We start from the raw sequence: 18508 nt of genomic DNA on the forward strand, positions 1-18508 counted from the left end.
CCTATTATTTAAACGTTGTTTTAAAAACTTTACTCTTTTACTTAAATAATCATTTTTAAAATAGTAATCAAGTAAATTATAAACCAGATTATCACCAGCAGAAAATTTATTTTCTGTTAACATTTTATTTAAAGAATAATTATTTATAATCTTTTTGCCTGATTTTTTATTGAAAAAATCACTTTCATCTAAAAAAATAAGTCCTGTTTTTAAACCAGGAAAAATCCTTTCTGTTAGAGCCTGAATCAGAATAATCTGATCTCCAAATTTCGAGTTTAATAATTCTTTGAGCTTTTGATTTTTAGAATACAGTCCAAAAAACTCTAAAATTATAAGCTTGAATTTTAACATCTGAGCCAGCTCCAGCAGTGATTTTAATTTAGAAAGGCTCCAGTCCAAAATTCCACCTGATGTTGATTCATCACTGACCAGCAAATAATCAATTGTATTTTCCTCCAGATAATCCATTAGACTATCATAATCAGCAGGACTCAGATGAAAATTAGACTTAGAATCCTTACCAGAACTAATCTGATTAGATTCAACTTGAAAATCAGAATTTGAAAAGTTCTCTCCTTCTGAATCAAAAAGAGTATTAAATTCCGAAATATTATTTCCACTGATAAAAAGTAGCTCAGCTTCATTTGTAATTACTGAATTAAAAATCTCTTTTAATTCCACTTGTGAACTGTAAAATAATGTATTTTTATTTAAATCTGAATTTTGATCCTGCAGCAGCTTAAAATAGGCATTATCTGGCTGACACTCTGCAAAAACATTCCCCTGGAGATTGGAGTAAAAACGATCAAAGATTAAATCCCAGGAATACTCCTCTAAGAATTCTTTTTCACTTTCTGCACCACTGAAGTCAATAACTTTAGTTGGAGCAGAAAAGTTTTTAGAGCTTAAAATCCTCAGGCGCTGGTCATTTCCATTACTTTTTAAAGCTGCAGCAGGAGCTATATAACTCCCACTGCCTTCTTTTTTATAAATTAAATTCTCAGCTGCCAGAAGATCATAAGCTTTAACAACAGTTTCCGCATTAACAGAAAGTCGGGAAGCAAGCCGTCTAATTGACGGCATTTTAGTATCTGGTGTATATTTATCAGCTAATATCTCAGCTCTAATCGCCTCATAGATCTGAGTATATAAATTTTCTTCTCCATCTCTTTTTAATTCGATATCGAACATTTAGCTTCCCTCCATTAATTTATTTATATTTTCTTCAATAACTATACAACTAAGTTAAGATGATTTAAAGAATTAAACGTTTGCTTTTCGACGCCTGAAAAACTTAATAACTTCATTTAAGATTAAAAATAAAACACTGGAAACTAAAATCCTGCTCCAGGCGGTTATTCCTACCCCAGCAAAACCGAGAAAATCATTTATAAATGGAATATAAACTACTCCTAAAACTAATCCAATTGAAATCAAAATAGCATATATCATTTTTGGATTATTAAAGAAACTTTTAGAAAAAATACTCTTATATTCATATCTTAAAGACATAATATTTATCCACTGCAGACAGGCTACAGTTAAATAACTGATTGTTGTCGCCTGAGCATATAATTTTCCGCCTTCACTAACAGCTTGAATTCGCCCATCAATAAAGGAATAGAAATTGAAGTAGGCAAATCCTCCAATTACTAAAGCCATAAAGGCAAACCTGCTGAAACTTTTTTTATTAACAATATGATCATCCTGACTTCTCGGCGGTGAGCTCATTATCTGTTCTGACGCCGGGTCAAAAGTATAAGCTGTTAATGGTAAAATTTCAGCTAATAGGTCAATTGATAGAATCTGGATAGCCAGAATTGGAATTGGTAAGTCAAAAAGTGCTGCTGCAATTAGTCCGAGCAGAACCAGTGTTAATTCCGCACCGTTAGCGGTTAATGTTCCCAGAATAGTTTTCTTTAAATTATTATAAATAGTCCTACCTTCTTTAATCGCATAAACTAAAGTTGGATAGCTGTCATCTAACAGAATCAACTCTGAGGCCTCTTTGGAAACATCTGTACCCATCTGGCCCATGGCTACCCCAATATGAGCACTCTTTAAGGCTGGAGCATCATTTACTCCATCACCGGTCACAGCCACAATTTTCTGCTGTTCTTTTAAATTCTTAACAATCCTCAATTTATTTTCTGGTGAAACTCGAGAAAATATAAGTGATTCGTTTTCTTCCATAGTCTGCCGCAATTCCTCTTCACTCATTGACTCTAAATCTTTACTGGTAAATACAGGGACATCCTCATCATTAACAGAAAGGCTGATTTCTTTACCAACAGCCTGAGCTGTGATTGCATGGTCACCTGTCATGATATAAGTATCAATATGGGCATCATGTGATTCCTGAATGGCTTCTTTAACGCCTTCTTTAGGAGGGTCGATCATAGCTACCATTCCAAGAAAAATAACATCTCTTTCAATCTCTTCTAAAACATAGTCAGTTTCATCATCTTCCAGTTTGCGGTAGGCCACTGCTAAAACCCGCATTGCATTTTTGGAATACTTTTCATTTAATTTATTTAATCTTTCTTTATCTTCATCAGTGATTTCTACAACTTCACCATCTTTTAGAATATGCTTGGTGACAGAAAGTACACTCCCTAAAGCACCCTTCATTTTAAGATAATTTCCATCTTCAAATTCTCTAATCGAGCTCATCCGCTTACGGTCAGAATCAAAGCTGAACTCATGTAATTCAGGATTTTCTTCATCTTCTTTTGGTGAGCGGGTACCTAATTTAGTAGAAAGAGTAATTAGAGCAGCTTCTGTTGGATCACCAATTGCATACCAGCCCGGATGTTCCTCATCAGGCTCATGAATTTCTGCATTGGAAGCCATTGTTGCAGCATCAAAGATAATTTCCATTTCGGCAATTTCTTCTTCAGTCAGCGGCTCGCCATCTTCACCCAGTAAATCTCCTTCAGGTTCATAGCCTAGTCCACTGACATCATACTCCTTGCCATCAAAATAGACCTTTTTAACTGTCATTTCATTTTTTGTCAGGGTACCTGTTTTATCTGTACAGATAACATTTGTTGAACCAAGGGTTTCAGCAGAAGATAATTTTTTAACTACTGCATTCTCCCCCGCCAGTCTTTTTACTCCTTGAGAGAGGGCTACTGTAACCTGCATTGGTAATGCCTGTGGCACAACAGCTGCTGCTACTCCGAGAGCATAAATTAGAGCAAAATTAATTCCATAACCTCGATAAATACTTACACCAAAAAGTGTGAGTCCAACTACAACGGCAAAGATACCAATTCGATTGGCCACTGTATGCAGCTCATCCTGAAGAGGAGAGCGGGATTTATCCTCTTCCTGAGTCATAGAAGCAATTTTACCCATTTCTGTGTCCATACCGGTTCTAACAACAACCCCCTTCGCGGAACCAGAGGCAACTGTTGTTCCCAGATAGGCCATGTTATCACGATCAGCCAGAGGTCTTTCTTCTTCGATATGATTTGACTCTTTCTCCTGAGGCATTGATTCACCGGTCAGAGAAACATCGTTAGTCCGTAAATTAAAGGCTTCAATAATCCTTAAATCTGCAGGAATTTTATCTCCTTCTTCCAGACTGACAATATCTCCAACAACTAACTCTTCTTGTGGTATTTCTCCAATCTGGCCATCTCTAATAACTTTGGAAGGAGACTTAACCAATTTATTTAAAGAATCCATAATTTTTTCAGCTTTATATTCCTGCATAAAGCCAATTACAGAGTTAACTATAGCAATCAAAAACATTACTGATGCATCACGATAACTTCCAATTATTAGTGACATTACAGCCGCAATTAAAAGTAAGATTACCAGTACATCTTTAAACTGCTGTAAAAATATTATAAATAACGACCTTTTTTTTGATGCTTCGAGAATATTTTTACCATCTCTCTGCAGCCTTTTTTCTGCTTCAGACTGGCTCAAACCCTGAATACTGCTCTCTAGATCTTTCACAACATCTTTTGCTTTTTGTCTGTAAAATTCTTTTTCTGCCATATGATCACCTCTTATATATTTTGAGTAAATATTAAACTTACTGTAAAATTTTGAGCTAATTATTCAGCCAGAGCTGAAACTAATTCTCTGCAGTAGGCAGGAATATCTTTAACAACTCTGCCCCAAACAATATTACCATCTCTAAAGGCTGGCTTATCAACCCAGGTGCCCCCTGCATTTATAATATCATCTTTAATTCCTTCAGACCCAGTAGCTCTACCGCTGATGATTCCAGCCGAAATTCCAACCAGACCGGCATGACAGATTAAGCCAATGATTTTTCCTGCCTCATAATTTTTGCGAACCAGTTCCACTACATTCTTATCTCTTCTAATTTTATCAGGAGTCCAGCCACCAGGAACTAAGACCCCATCATATTCTTCATCCAAAACCTCTGCTGCTGTAAAATCAGCCTTTTTGGTCAGGCAGCCGTGTTTGCTTGAGTATTCTTTATTCTTTTCCATTCCTATTACATCAACATTAGCTCCTTCTTCTTTTATCCGCATATATACAACCCAGAACTCTAAATCTTCATAGCCCGGACCAATTAACATTGCAATATTTTTTCCTTTTAATTTCACTTCAAACCACCTCTCTAATGTATTATTTTAGTATTTATAGATAATAATAACATCAAACATTAACTATTTAAGTTAAAAGCTTACTAATTTATCTTAAAATTTTCCACCTGAAAATATTTTTCTCGCTCTTCTTTATTTCCGGTTTCCTTTGCCAGTCGATAAATTTTGTGGTTTAAAAACTTTTTATCTTCCTGCTCCAGTACATTTTTATCAAAACCACCCAGAATATAGTGGCTGAATTTCCAGACCTGTTCTTTAATCTCTTTTGGACTTCCTTCAGCAATAATCACCAGAGCATCAATTATTGAACCGGCAACAGATACATCCTGATTACCGTAGTGGCTGAGCTGATAAAATGTTTTATAAAGCAGATCCCAGAATGAAATATCCTCCAAAATAAAACAGAGCTCATCTTTTTCATTGTAATAATAAGTATTTTCTAAATTGGCAACTGCAATTCTTGATAAAACCCAACCCAGCTGGTTAATACAGAAGATAGCCGTATTTGGATCATTAATTCCGGGAGAAATTGCCCTTAAAGCAACTTCAGTTAATTTTAAAAGACCAAATTCAATATCATTTTTCTTGCTTCTTTCATTGCTGATTGCCAAATTACCAAGAATTTTATTTTTTATTTCTTCAAGTTTTTCTTCACTGAATCTCTCGGCTTCTTCATTCAGCTGCCAGAATTTAAAAACAATTGTATTTTCAGTTACATAGTCACCAATCATTTTTTCGGCCCTGATAATAATATCATATTCATCCGCCAGTTTAGTCAGCTCAATATCATAAATAACCTGAATATATCCGCTCTGCTTAGGGTGAACTTCACAGGATTTGCGATCAAGTTTTTCCTTTAAATTATCAGGCGGGTCATTACGAATCTGATCATTGCTGTTATTTCTTGCCTCGATTTTATCAACAATCTCAATAACTTCCTCCTTTAAACTTTCAATTAAGAGATTGACCTGAACAGAGTTTGCAGCATGATGAATAAAATAAACAAAATAACCAAGACATACAATCGCCACAATAACCCCAATCATTGCTGAAAAAATAATCGACTCTCCACTTCCCTGCAGACTATCATCTATAAATAACAGGGTTAAAATTGAATAAATAAAACCAGCAATAAAAATTCCCAATACCTTTAAGGTCACTTTATTTTTAAGAAAGTCCTGCATTGTTCGCGGGGAAAACTGAGAAGAATACATAGTCAGCACAACCATAATTGTTGAAAAAGAAACTGTAATCATCGCAAAAAGTGAGCCAGCTATGGTAGATAAAATTGTTTTTGAAAGATCATAAGATGTAAAAAAATATGATGGCAGTACATTTATCAAAGTATTTGTATATTGATATTCAATAAAGATTACAGCTATTGAAAGTAGAGTAGCAGAAATAGCATAAATTGATGGGATAAAGTATATTTTATTTTCTATATTGTGCAGGAATTTAAGCTTCAAAACTGCCACATCCTCTTTTTAATATATTATTAAAATAATTATTTAGAACTTAGTAATTCTAATTTTCCTTCTACCATTTAATTTCAACATAATTACTAAATCTCCTTTTTTTCTTAGTAAAAGTTGATAATAATTATTATTTTGCTTATAATTAATTTAAAGCGTAAATTAAGATAATAAATTGGAGGCTGATAAAATGAAATATGTTAAATTAAATTCTGGAGATCAGATGCCGCTTTTGGGTCTGGGAACCTGGCAGTTGAGAGGACAGGAATGTACAGCTTCAGTTAAAGAAGCTATCGATATCGGCTATAATCATATTGACACTGCAGATGGTTATGACAATCATCAGACAGTTGCTAAAGGTATTAAAGAAAGTGGTGTAAATAGAGAAGATTTATTTATTACCTCTAAAATCAAACCTGAAAACTTACATTATGAAGATATAAAGGCAGATGCCCAAAGATTTTTAGATGAACTGGGGATTGAGTATCTTGATCTGATTTTAATTCACTGGCCAAATAAAGATATTCCTTTAAAAGAAAGCTTAAAAGCTCTAAAAGAAGTTAAAGATGAAGGGCTGGCCCGCAATATAGGTGTTAGCAACTTTACAATAAATCACCTTAAAGATGCAATGGAGATTGAACCTGACTTAGTTGCAGTAAATCAGGTAGAATTTCATCCTACCCTATATCAAAAAGAACTGCTTGATTTCTGTCAGGAAAATGGAATTGTATTGACAGCCTACAGTCCGCTGGCCAGAGGAGAGGTTTTTGAAAATGAAGTAATCAAAGAGCTGGCAGAAAAATATGAAAAGTCAGCTTCTAAACTGGCTTTAAAATGGTTAATTGAGAAAGATGTTGTGGCGATCCCTAAGGCAAGTTCCAGAGAACATTTAGAAGCTAATTTTGACCTTTTTGACTGGGAACTTCCGGGTGAAGTTGAAGACAAAATGAATCAGCTGAATCAAAATAACCGTTTGATTGATCCCGACTGGGGAGAATTTGATTATTAAAAACAATTGGTACCGGGTACCTGGAAATTTTATCCATGTACCCGGTACCAATCACAATTATCAAGACAGCATAACCTTTGTTATTTCAGCTTTTAAAGTTTTAAACTCCTCTTTTCGATCCTGTATTTTCACTTGAAAAGAATCATTAATTTTTATATTTATCTTATTAAAAGGCAGTGGGATCTTTAAATTATCCCATCTGTTTTTTAGCTTAATGCTGTGCTTTACATCTATAGTTAGAGGTAGTATCTTTCTTTTTGAAAAAAGTGCCATAATCAATGCAAAATCCTTAATTTCTTGAGCAGGTCCTAGTGGTCCATCAACTGAAAGCACAAGATTGGCATTATTTTTTCTATTAATTTTATTTTTTAACTGAAATATATAATTGCCATCACCAGCCAGGTCAGGTAACCTCATCACATCATAGCCAAAATATTTACTAATTCGGCTAATAACTCCTCCCCGCTTATTTTTGGTTGTCACAATGTTTAACCTCTTTCCTTTTAAAAAGGGATAATAAGAATAGCTGTCACCATGCCAGATAAAAAGAATAAATTTGTCTGGATGCTCAGTTTCTAAATACTCTAGTTTCCCACTTCTTTCAACTTTACTTGTTTTATAAACAAAATCAATATAATAATATAAACAGGCACTAATAATTTTTTCTTTTAACTGACTTAACATCTCCATAATAACACCTCTGTTATGGATTATATTACATATTTGAACCAGGTACAAGTGATTTTTATCACTTGTACCTGGTTCAAATAAATAATAAATAAATACACACTTGTTAAATATCGCTTGATTTTATATAATAAAATTAAGTCAGATTAAATTTTTAGAATATTTATAAAATCTTATTTAACTAAGAGAGGGGTTTTAGCATGTATGGTCAAAAAACTATAGAAGAATTTTTAGATGACTTAAGTTCAAGTAACTCAATTCCCGGTGGCGGCAGTGCTGCTGCTTTAAGTGGAGCACTAAATGCGGCAGTTGTCAGCTTTATTGCCAACCTGACAATCGGTAAGAAAAAATATAAGGAAGTTGAGGCAGAAGCTAAGGAAATTTTAGCCGAAAGTGAAGAGTTAAAAAAAGAAATGCTATTAATGATCGATCAGGATAGTAAAATTTTATCAAATATTTTAGACAGCTACAAGGCTGGAAATCAAGATAAAGTTCAGTCTGTCTGTCAGGATGCAGTTGAATTTTCGATGGATATGACTAAAAAAGCAGTTAGACTAATGAGACTCAGCCTGGAAATTAGTGAAATTGGTAATAGAATGCTGGCCAGTGATTTCGAAGTGGCAGCCTACATAGGAGATGCTGCAGTTGGAAGTGCAATTGCCAATGTTAAAATTAATCTTAAAAGCCTGGATAATGAGGAATATAAAGAAAATATAAAAAAAGAATATCTTAAATTAAAAGAAGAAAGTTCCCGACTCAAAGAAGAAATTATTGAACTTGCTAATTAAATTATTTAATAAATTTGATCTTCTGAATGGGTTATCAAATAAATAAAGCAAAGGAAGTGACATAATGAAAGAATTAAGCGGCAAAAAATTGGCAGCAGAAATTAAAGCTGCTCTTATTAAAGAAGTAAAGGAACTAAAAGCTGAAACAGGAGCTGCTCCTCACCTAATTGTTCTGCAGTATGGTGAAGACGCTGCCAGTAAAGCCTATGCAGGTAGAATAGAAAAAAATTGTGAAGCGATAGGGATTGAATTTGAATATCAGCAGTTTATTGATCAACCAGAAAAATTTAAAGCCCGTCTTAAAAAAGCAAATGAAGATGATCAGATAACTTCAATTATGGTTCAGCAGCCCCTTCCCGCTGAATTAAAGGACAGCCTGGAAATGATAAATCCTCAAAAAGATATAGAAGGTATCACATCTGCTTCTTTAGGCAAACTTTTTGTTGGCTTAGAAACTCTAAATCCAGCTACAGCTGAAGCCTGTATGGAGATCTTAGATTACTACGATATTCCAATTAAAGGTCAGCGGGCTGTAGTTGTCGGCAGAAGTAATATTGTCGGTAAACCGGTCTCAATTTTATTACAGCAAAAACACGCTACTGTAACAATGTGTCATTCCCGCACTAGAGATTTAGAATGGGAGCTAAAAAATGCTGACATTGTAGTAGCTGCAGTTGGTAGAGCAGAGATGATAAAAGGAGAAATGTTAAATAAAGACTCTATAGTCATCGATGTCGGCACCAATTTTATCGAAGGAAAACTACTTGGTGATGTTGATTACGATTCAGCCGCAGAAAAGGTGAAAGCAATAACTCCTGTACCAGGTGGAGTGGGAACAGTTACCAATCAGGTTTTAATGCGCAATATTGTTAAATCATTTAAAAATCTGAATCAGATTAAATAATATTTGAATATAATCTTTAAAGGCCCTGCTTAAAAATTCAGCAGGGCCTTTTATTCTGTCCGGTAAATTTACTGCTTCATGTCCATTGAACTAATACCAGACAGTTAGAAATTATAATTAATTATATTCCGTTTTTATCTTTACTCAGTGATTAACTCTAAAGGTACTGGAGTATATTCGTCAACTTCTTCTCCATTTGCTACCTTAATTGCTGTTTCTACAGCCATTTCACCCATTAATCCTGGTTTTTGAGCAACAGTTGCTGCCATCTTACCTTCTTTTACAGCTTCTCTTGCATCATCAACAGCGTCAAAACCAACAATCATAATCTCATCCGAACGACCAGCTGCTGCAATAGCTTCCATTGCACCTAAAGCCATGTTGTCATTGTGAGCAAATACAGCGTCGATTTCTGGATTACCCTGGAGAATATTTTCCATAACAGTCATACCTTCTGCCCGGTCAAAACCGGCAGGCTGTCTGGCGATAACTTCCATACCTGGATACTTATCCATTGCCTGGTTAAATCCTTTACCTCTATCTCTAGCAGCAGAGGTTCCTGGAATACCCTGAAGTTCTACAACTTTACCTTCTTTGCCCAACTGTTCAGCTATAAATTCTCCAGCCATTTCTCCACCAGCAACGTTATCAGAAGCAATATGGCTTGTAACTTCAATACCTTCAGCTGCCCGGTCAACTGTGATTACAGGTACTCCTGCATCTTTAGCAGCTGTAATTGCAGAAACTACAGCATTTCCATCAACAGGGTTTACAATTAGAACATCAATCTGTTTAATCAATAAGTCTTCAACACTGCTCAACTGAGCTGCAGCATCATTCTGCGCGTCAACTGTTAAAATTTCTACACCCATCTCTTCTGCCATAGCTTCAGCACCATCTTTTAGGTCAACAAAGAATGGATTATTTAGAGTCGAAATAGCCAGGCCAAGCTTAATATCCTGAGCTGCAGCACCTGCAGAAAGTCCTACCACCAACATTAAAGATAAAGCTAATACAATAATTTTTCTCATTTTTTTATTCCTCCTTGAATTTAATTCTTTTAATGAATACTGTCAAAAAGAAGCCGGTGAAAAGATCACCTCCTATTTGGAGTATTTTTCTTAATCTATATTATTACTGCTGCTGGCTCTTACGATCTAAGAAGACAGCTAACAGAATAACAGCACCTTTAGCAACTAACTGGTAAAAAGAAGATACATTTAAAAGATTTAATCCATTATTTAAAACCGCAATAATCAGGGCACCAATAATTGTTCCTATTACACTTCCACTACCTCCAGAGAGACTGGTACCACCAAGTACAACCGCAGCGATTGCATCTAATTCATATCCCTCACCAGCCATCGGCTGGGCTGAATTAAGACGAGAAGTTAAAATGATACCACTAACTGCCGCTAAAAATCCATTTAACCCATATACTGCAATTTTAATCTTATCTGTATTAATACCTGATAATTTAGTTGCTGTTTCATTTCCACCAATGGCATAAATATAGCGTCCAAATGGTGTCTTCTTTAATAAAATATAAATTACTATTAAAAGGATAAACATAATCACAACCGGAATCGGGATTCTACCTAAATAACCGGCACCAAAAAACCTGAATGTTTCGTTGAAACCTGAAATTGGACGTCCATTTGTATAAATCAGAGTAAAACCTCGGGCAACAGTCATCATTGCCAGGGTAACAATAAAAGCAGGCAGTTTAGCTTTAGCAACTGCAATTCCATTGAAAAGCCCCAGGGCTGTACCAGCTGCCAGTCCAATTAAAATAGCCAGGAAAACATTAAGTCCTGAGTTGACCATCATCCCTGCTGTAACTGCACCTGAAAATGCCAGCATTGATCCCACAGAAAGGTCAATCCCACCTGTTAAAATTACCATGGTCATCCCAAATGAAATCACTGCAATAATTGAAACCTGTCTAATAATATTTAAAATATTAGGTATAGTTAAAAAATAGGGACTCATAAATGAAAGTACAATTACTAGAATTAATAAACCAATTCCTGTTTTGAATTTATTTAAAGTTTTTAATAAATTTTTATTTTTCATACCATTACTAAGATTATTCACTTTACTGACTCCTCCTTCCGGTTGCCAGCTTCATTATTGCTTCCTGATCAGCTTCAGCGGCATCCAGCTCTCCCATAATTTCTTTTTCGTGCATTACCAAAATTCTATTACTCAAATTTAATACCTCAGGCAGTTCTGAAGAAATCAGAATAACTGCCACACCCTGATCAATCAAATCCTGCATCAAATTATAAATCTCTCTTTTAGCCCCAACATCTATTCCCCGAGTAGGTTCATCAAAGATTACTACCTCAGGTCTGGTTGAAAGCAGTTTAGAGATTACAACTTTCTGCTGATTACCTCCACTTAAGTTTTTAACCAGCTGTTTTTCAGAGGGTGTTTTAATGTTTAAGTCATCAATATACTTTTCTGCTAGTTCCTTTTCCTGAGCGGCGTCTATAAAGGTATTAGCATTTAAAATTGTTTTCAGCACCGAAATACTTATATTATCCGCTACTGAAAGACCGAGGATCAGTCCTTCTTCTTTCCGATCTTCGCTTAAATAGTAGATTCCACTATCTATTGCGTCTGCCGGAGAATCAATCTTTAATCTGCTGCCTTTATAGAATATTTGACCCTCTCTGTCTTTAAAAACACCAAAAATTGCTTTGGCTAACTCTGTTCTTCCAGAACCCATGAGACCTGCAATACCAAGAATTTCTCCTCTTTTTAAAGAAAATGAGGCATTATCAATTTTATTCGGAACTGAAATATTTTCAACTTTTAAAATTTCTTCTCCTGGACTAAAACTCATTTTTGGAAAACGGTCTTCAATAGTTCTTCCAACCATCATATTAATCAATTCATCTTCATCAGTTTCAGAAGTTTTAACCTCACCGACAAACTGACCGTCTCTTAAAACAGTAACTCGGTCACAGATTTCAAAAACTTCCTCCAGCCGGTGTGAAATATATACAATTGCAATTTCCTGCTCTTTAAGCCTTTCTATCAACTCAAATAAAATTTCTATTTCCTGGTTAGTCAGAGAAGATGTCGGCTCATCCATTACCAGTATATCAGCGTTCTGCGAAACCGCCTTGGCTATCTCAACCATCTGCTGACTACCAATATTTAAATCCTTAATCTTTGCTCTCGGATCAATATCAACTCCCAGCAGATCTAAAACCTCTTCAGTTTTCTGATAGAGCTTTTTGTAATTAATAAAAACTCCATTTCGCTCTTCCCTGCCTAAAAATATATTTTCTGCTACATTTAGATAAGGAATCAACTCCAGTTCCTGGTGAATAATCGCTAAACCGGCATTCTGAGCTTCTTTTGTATTCTGAAATTTTACCGGCTCACCTTTTACAAAGATTTCACCTTCATCACGCTCGTGAATTCCATTTAAAACTTTCATCAGGGTTGATTTCCCGGCTCCATTCTCCCCCAAAAGAGCATGAACTTCTCCTTTTTCCAGAGAAAAATTAACACGGTCCAAAGCTTTAACCCCGGGGAAAGTCTTAGTGATATTTTTCATTTCCAGAACTTTTTGATTTGCCATTTAAAAATCAACTCCTGAGATTAAAATAATATTAGCATAGGGAATAGTTTCTCCGCTGCGGACTACTGCTCTGGAGTTATGTGTTTCCTGCTTGAATTCAGCGTGTGAAATATACTCAATTTCTATATCAGGCAGCAATTCGATTATTTCTCTTTCTAATTCCGGACTTGTTTCCTTAATTTCTTGAGCCAGTATTGCTTTTTCTACAACTAAATCTTTGAGCATCGCTTTTAATATTTCTAAAAATTTTGGATAGCCTTTGGTCAGCGATAAATCAACTCTTTCAACTTCCTGATGGATTGGCAGCCCACAGTCTGCAACAGTTAGGCTATCTTTATGTCCCATCTCAGCAACTACTCTGGAAAGTTGACTATTAATTATTCCATTTTTCTTCATTTCTTATTTACTCCTTTCTGCAAGGAATTCATTTAACTCTTCTTTATCTGGAATCGAGCTCTGAGCTCCTCTTTTGGTTACCGAATAAGCTGCAGCCTGAACAGCAAATTTCAAAGCTTTTTTTAGGTTGTTTTCTGCAATCAGACTGGCTGCAAAAGCTCCAGCAAATACATCACCGGCAGCTGTAGTATCAACTGCTTTTACTTTTAATGTGTCAAGGTGAAGCTCCTTATTTTGGCTGTAATAATTGATGCCCTTTTCACCTTCAGTAACTATAATATTTTTTACACCCATCTTAAGTAATTCTCCAATTTTTTCTGCTCTGCTCTTACTTTTAGCTTCAGCCAGCAATAAGTCTAACTCCCCTTCATTAGGCAGCAGATAATCTACTTTAGCTAAAATATCTGCAGATAGCTTTTGGGCAGGAGCCGGATCCAGAATAATTTGAGTCTTATTGCTTGAAGCTATTTCTACAATTTTTTCGATAGTATTAACCGGAATCTCCAGCTGTAAAAGAATAATTTCAGCTTCAGCTATTGTATCTTTTATCTTTTTAATTTTATCAGGGTCAAGTTTATAGTTAGCTCCTGGAGAAACAATAATTCTATTATTTCCCTTTTTATCAACTGTAATTACTGCAACACCTGTGCTGACACCTTTAATCTCAAAAATATTATCAATTTCTGCTCCGCCAGCTTTTAAACTTGATTTTAACTTCGGAGCAAAACTGTCATCACCACAGGCACCAATAAATTCGACCTGATCGCCGAGTTTTGCTGCTGCCAGAGCCTGATTGGCTCCTTTACCACCAGGAATCTGTTCAAACTTACCGCCAATTAAAGTTTCTCCTTCTTCAGGATAGCGCTCTGTTTCTACAACCAAATCCATATTCATACTTCCAATAACAAGTATTTTGGACAATTAATTCACCTGCTTTCTTATTTGTGCTAAGTTCAAATAGTAAATTATATTTAAACTGATTCTCTAATAATTAAATTTGTTTTTAAAATATGATCTTCAATCTCTATTTGCTGGTTGTTGATCATCCGCAAAAGCACTGTCACTGCCCTCTCCCCCATACTGTATTTGGGCTGCCTCATTGTGGTTAGCTCTGGTCTTAACAGTGAGGCGATGTCAATATCATCATGACCCGCAACAGCTATATCATCAGGAATTTTTAAACCAGCTGCAAATAATGCCTTATATACCCCAGCAGCACTTAAGTCATTGGCCGCAAAAACTGCTGATGGTCTATCTTTAAGCTTAAGTAGTCTCTGCATTGCCTTAAATCCAGAATGCTGGGTATAATCTCCTTCAATAATATAATCATTATTAATTTCTACTTCATAATTTTTGAGTGCTTTTTTATATCCTTCCAAACGCTCGCGAGCAGTAGTAGTATTTAAATCACCACTGATATGAGCAATTTTGCGATGGCCTTTTTTGAGCATATATTCGACCATCTGATAGGCAGAATTTTTGTTGTCGATACTGACCAGAGGGTAAGAATCAGTGAGCACTGATCTATCAATCTGAACCACAGGGTAATTAGTTGACTTTAATTCTTTGAGTATTTTTTCGTTTCCCAGTGACAGAGAAACAATTAGACCATCTACCTGTTTGCTTTTAAATAATTCAACTGCCTTTTTTTCCCGCTCTAAATGATTATCTGTATTGAAAAAGATAACCGAATAACCTAGTTTTTGTGCTTTATCTTCAACTGCTCTTGCCACCTGAGGAAAAAATGGGTTGCTGATATCAGGAATAATCAGTCCAATGGTATGAGTTTTCTGCATTACCAGACCTCTGGCCACACTGTTGGGATTATAATTCATCTCATCTATTATTTTTAATATTTTAGCTCTTGTATCATCTCCAACATCAGGCTTGTTGTTTATAACCCGGGATACAGTTGTAACTGATACATCTGCTTCTCTAGCAATATCTTTAATTGTAACTTTCATAAGTATCACCTGATTTATAAGGATTTTAAAACTTTGATTAGCTTTATGAATTATATGTAAAACCAAAACCATTTTTTCGTTAACGTTTACGGTATCGTTTACAATTATGATTATAAAATATTCTGAAAAATAATGCAAGTAATAATTCTTTAATATTAAGCTAATATCCTGCTTCAGATCAATTTATCTCTTTTTTAATAATAATTAATCTGTATAAGTCTTTAATAATCTCTTTTACTAAATTTATTACTACTAAAACAATTTCTTAGACAGTTTTTCTTCTAAAAAAAAAGAAAAACTCCCCGGGGGAGGGGAGTAAAATTATATAAATTTAATTATAATAGCTTAATTTTAGATCAGAATTGCTCTGATTATTACAAAACCAATTGAAGGAACAATTAAAGTTCCCAGACCGGTGTAAAAAGTTGCAGTCATAGCACCATAAGGAACTAACTCCGGAGCTGTTGCTGCCAGTCCACCGGCAACTCCACTTGTTGTCCCAATCAATCCACCATAGACCATTGCTGAAGTTGGATTATCCAACCCAACAAGATTAGCAATGAATGGTGTTATTACCATTGTCATTATTGATTTAACCAACCCGGCTGCAACAGAAATAGCAATAATCTCCGAACTTACTCCAAGGGCGGTTCCCGTTACCGGGCCAACAATAAAGGTTACTGCTCCTGCACCGATAGTTGTAACTTCAGCTGGATCTGTATAACCTAAAACAATGGCAATAGTACTACCAACTGCAAAGGAGAAAACAACTCCAACCAGCAGCGAAATAACTCCAACCGGTCCCGCCTTTTTAAGGTTTTTAATCTTAACTCCATAGGCAGTAGAAATAATAGTATAATCTCTCAGCATACTGCCACCTAAAAGACCAATACCGGCTCCACCAAATATTGACACATCTGCCAGACCGCTGCTGCCGCCTGTAGCCTTACCACCAATATAAGCTAAAACAAGTCCTGTGATAATAGCCAGCGCTGAGGCTATTCTTTCCTCGCCCAGCATAACCGAAATTTTCTTAGTTACATACATAATCAAAGCTACCAGAGCTATCGAAATAATTAAATGATCAGCTCCAGCAAAAGAATTAATTGCATCTGTCAACAATTCAAATCACTTCCATTTCTATTTTTATTAAATATCTTATTTTTTTAATTTTGATAATAAAGGAACTAAAAACATTGCGCCAACTGTAGCCAGTCCACCAGCTAATATAGCGACCAGACCACCATTAATTGCTCCAACTACATTTAATCTGGCTGCCATAGCAACAATTATTGGGATATATAAGGCACTTAAGAATTTAATCCCGTTTTCTGTTCTTTCTTTAAATACTCTGCCTCTTTTGTTTTCTAAGTAATTTACAGCAAGTACCATAAACAGCATTGCCAGACCAACACCACCAACATCGCCACCCGTTCCAATAAACTGACCTAAAATTCTACCTAAAAATGAGCCAAGCAGCATAAAAAAGGCCACAAAACCCATACCAATAATCTCCATCATTCCACTCCTTTATCTATTTAAATGTTTTTTCTGTCTAAAATGTCTAAGCAATAATTCCCTGTTCCCGCATCTCTTTAATCTCCTGATCACTAAAACCAAGATCTTCTTTCAGAATTGAATCAGTATGCTCACCCTTAGCAGGTGCATGACTTTTTATTTCACCTGGTGTTTCTGAAAGATGAAATGGTGAACCGGCAACTTTAACTTTACCAATACCTGGCTGTTCTAAATCCACTATCATTTTTCTGTATTTTAAATTGTCATCTTCAACTACCTTATCAACGGTATTTACCGGGGAGTAAGGAAGATCATATTCTTCAAAAATTGATTCCCATTCTGCAGTAGTTTTCTCCTTTAATCTTTTAGCAAGAATCGGAATTAATTCACTTTTATTTTCTGCCCTTAAAGGATTTGTTTTAAATCTCTCATCACCAGCAAGCTCCGCCATCTCGAGCGCCTCACAGAATTTTTGCCATAAATTATCATTACCGATTGGTGTTACAATATAATTATCTTTAGTTTTAAATGACTGGAAGGGTACAATTGTCGGATGAGCTCCACCTAAAGGTCCTGGAATTTCTCCGGCCATTGTATATCTGGCAATAGCATTTTCTAAAACAGATACCAGGCCATCTACCATTGACATGTCAACATGCTGTCCCTTTCCTGTTCTATCTCGGTGGCGAAGGGCACTCAAAATACCAATTACAGCCTGATGTCCTGCCATAATATCTCCAATTGAACTTCCAACCCGGCAGGGCTCCCCACCTTCAGGGCCAGTGATGCTCATTAAACCACTATATGCCTGGGCCACCATATCATAGGCAGGCTTGCTGGCATATTCTTCTAGAGCATCATGGCCAAAGCCACAAATTGAACAATAGATTATATCTTCTTTGATTTTTTTCATTTCCTGATAGGAAAAACCAAGTTTTTTCATTGTCGTTGGCCGATAATTTTCTACAACTACATCTGCATCACTAATTAAGTTTCTTAATAGTTCTTTTCCTTTTTCTTCTTTCAAATTTAAAACAACACTTTTTTTGTTGCGGTTAATACTGATAAAGTAGCCACTTTTTTGTTCTCCAGCCTCATCCTCAACAAAAGGACCAAATTGTCTGGAATCATCACCATAAGGTGGCTCCACCTTAATAACTTCTGCACCTAAATCGGCTAAAATCATTGTTGCAAATGGTGCTGCTAAAACATGACTTAAATCAATTACCTTTACTCCGTCTAATGCGCCCACAAAAAATCTCCTCCTATAATTATATTAAAATGTTTATTTTTTATTCAAATTCAAAAATTCGACCACCAGTCAATATGACTCATAGTCGAATTATATAATAGAATAATTTAATTGTCCAGCAAAATTTGTATTTTTACAGTATTTTAGTGAATTTACTAATATATTAAAGTCTTAAGCGCCTAATCTTTTTTAAAGACTTAAATTTAGTTTTTAAATATTTATTTTTATAGAATCGAGTAGGAGGGAAATAATTAATTTATTTCCCGACCTCTCACACCACCACAGCTTACCGTTCGGTACTGGGCGGTTCATTAAGATTTAATTACTT

General features: G+C 35.4%; 17 protein-coding genes. 3 read left to right on the forward strand and 14 right to left on the reverse strand.

Features of this window, described 5'->3' with window-relative positions:
* The 4 genes from CI949_RS07640 to CI949_RS07655 all read right to left on the reverse strand — a co-directional run.
* Positions 1-1191, reverse strand: a 1191-nt coding sequence (locus CI949_RS07640) for a GntR family transcriptional regulator (protein WP_290764811.1), incomplete at its 3' end; no start/stop codon positions are given.
* Between the two features lie 72 nt (positions 1192-1263).
* Positions 1264-4011, reverse strand: coding sequence for a cation-transporting P-type ATPase (locus CI949_RS07645; RefSeq protein ID WP_290764814.1), 2748 nt, complete (start codon positions 4009-4011; stop codon positions 1264-1266).
* Positions 4012-4070: 59 nt separating this feature from the next.
* Positions 4071-4592, reverse strand: a complete 522-nt coding sequence (locus tag CI949_RS07650) for a type 1 glutamine amidotransferase domain-containing protein (RefSeq protein WP_290764817.1) — start codon at positions 4590-4592, stop codon at positions 4071-4073.
* Positions 4593-4675: 83 nt separating this feature from the next.
* The gene (locus CI949_RS07655; protein WP_290764820.1) at positions 4676-6058 is read right to left on the reverse strand and encodes a DUF2254 domain-containing protein; all 1383 of its coding nucleotides are present in this window, start codon (positions 6056-6058) and stop codon (positions 4676-4678) included.
* Positions 6059-6254: 196 nt separating this feature from the next.
* On the opposite strand from CI949_RS07655, the gene CI949_RS07660 reads away from it, so the two are divergent.
* Positions 6255-7073: an aldo/keto reductase gene (locus CI949_RS07660; RefSeq protein ID WP_290764822.1), complete on the forward strand. Its 819-nt coding sequence runs from the start codon at positions 6255-6257 to the stop codon at positions 7071-7073.
* A gap of 60 nt (positions 7074-7133) precedes the next feature.
* Here CI949_RS07660 and CI949_RS07665 read toward each other — a convergent pair whose 3' ends face one another.
* Positions 7134-7763, reverse strand: coding sequence for a hypothetical protein (locus CI949_RS07665; protein ID WP_290764825.1), 630 nt, complete (start codon positions 7761-7763; stop codon positions 7134-7136).
* Positions 7764-7960: 197 nt separating this feature from the next.
* Between CI949_RS07665 and CI949_RS07670 the strand changes: the two genes are divergently transcribed.
* A complete protein-coding gene (locus CI949_RS07670) occupies positions 7961-8548 on the forward strand; it encodes a cyclodeaminase/cyclohydrolase family protein (protein WP_290764829.1) in 588 nt (195 codons plus the stop codon).
* A 64-nt stretch (positions 8549-8612) separates the two neighbouring features.
* Positions 8613-9452 (forward strand): bifunctional 5,10-methylenetetrahydrofolate dehydrogenase/5,10-methenyltetrahydrofolate cyclohydrolase, encoded by an 840-nt coding sequence (locus CI949_RS07675; protein WP_290764832.1) that lies wholly within the window; start codon positions 8613-8615, stop codon positions 9450-9452.
* A 140-nt stretch (positions 9453-9592) separates the two neighbouring features.
* Here the strand turns inward: CI949_RS07675 and rbsB are convergent, their stop codons facing one another.
* From rbsB to CI949_RS07720, 9 genes are all read right to left on the reverse strand, one after another.
* A complete protein-coding gene (rbsB, locus tag CI949_RS07680) occupies positions 9593-10483 on the reverse strand; it encodes a ribose ABC transporter substrate-binding protein RbsB (RefSeq protein WP_290764835.1) in 891 nt (296 codons plus the stop codon).
* A 103-nt stretch (positions 10484-10586) separates the two neighbouring features.
* Positions 10587-11528, reverse strand: coding sequence for an ABC transporter permease subunit (locus CI949_RS07685; RefSeq protein WP_365941444.1), 942 nt, complete (start codon positions 11526-11528; stop codon positions 10587-10589).
* Positions 11529-11550: 22 nt separating this feature from the next.
* Positions 11551-13050, reverse strand: a complete 1500-nt coding sequence (locus CI949_RS07690; protein WP_290764840.1) for a sugar ABC transporter ATP-binding protein — start codon at positions 13048-13050, stop codon at positions 11551-11553.
* Complete coding sequence (rbsD, locus tag CI949_RS07695) at positions 13051-13446, reverse strand: D-ribose pyranase (RefSeq protein ID WP_290764842.1); 396 nt, start codon at positions 13444-13446, stop codon at positions 13051-13053.
* A 3-nt stretch (positions 13447-13449) separates the two neighbouring features.
* The gene (gene rbsK / locus CI949_RS07700; protein WP_290764845.1) at positions 13450-14367 is read right to left on the reverse strand and encodes a ribokinase; all 918 of its coding nucleotides are present in this window, start codon (positions 14365-14367) and stop codon (positions 13450-13452) included.
* A 50-nt stretch (positions 14368-14417) separates the two neighbouring features.
* Positions 14418-15410 carry a LacI family DNA-binding transcriptional regulator gene (locus tag CI949_RS07705; protein WP_290764848.1) on the reverse strand — a complete coding sequence of 331 codons (993 nt, stop codon included), beginning with the start codon at positions 15408-15410 and terminating at the stop codon, positions 14418-14420.
* A 351-nt stretch (positions 15411-15761) separates the two neighbouring features.
* Complete coding sequence (gene madM / locus CI949_RS07710) at positions 15762-16532, reverse strand: malonate transporter subunit MadM (RefSeq protein ID WP_290764851.1); 771 nt, start codon at positions 16530-16532, stop codon at positions 15762-15764.
* A 36-nt stretch (positions 16533-16568) separates the two neighbouring features.
* Positions 16569-16928: a malonate transporter subunit MadL gene (locus CI949_RS07715; protein ID WP_108140379.1), complete on the reverse strand. Its 360-nt coding sequence runs from the start codon at positions 16926-16928 to the stop codon at positions 16569-16571.
* Positions 16929-16974: 46 nt separating this feature from the next.
* Positions 16975-18180: a CaiB/BaiF CoA-transferase family protein gene (locus tag CI949_RS07720; protein ID WP_290764856.1), complete on the reverse strand. Its 1206-nt coding sequence runs from the start codon at positions 18178-18180 to the stop codon at positions 16975-16977.
* Positions 18181-18508: the final 328 nt, after the last annotated feature.

Source organism: Halanaerobium sp. (assembly GCF_003070835.1).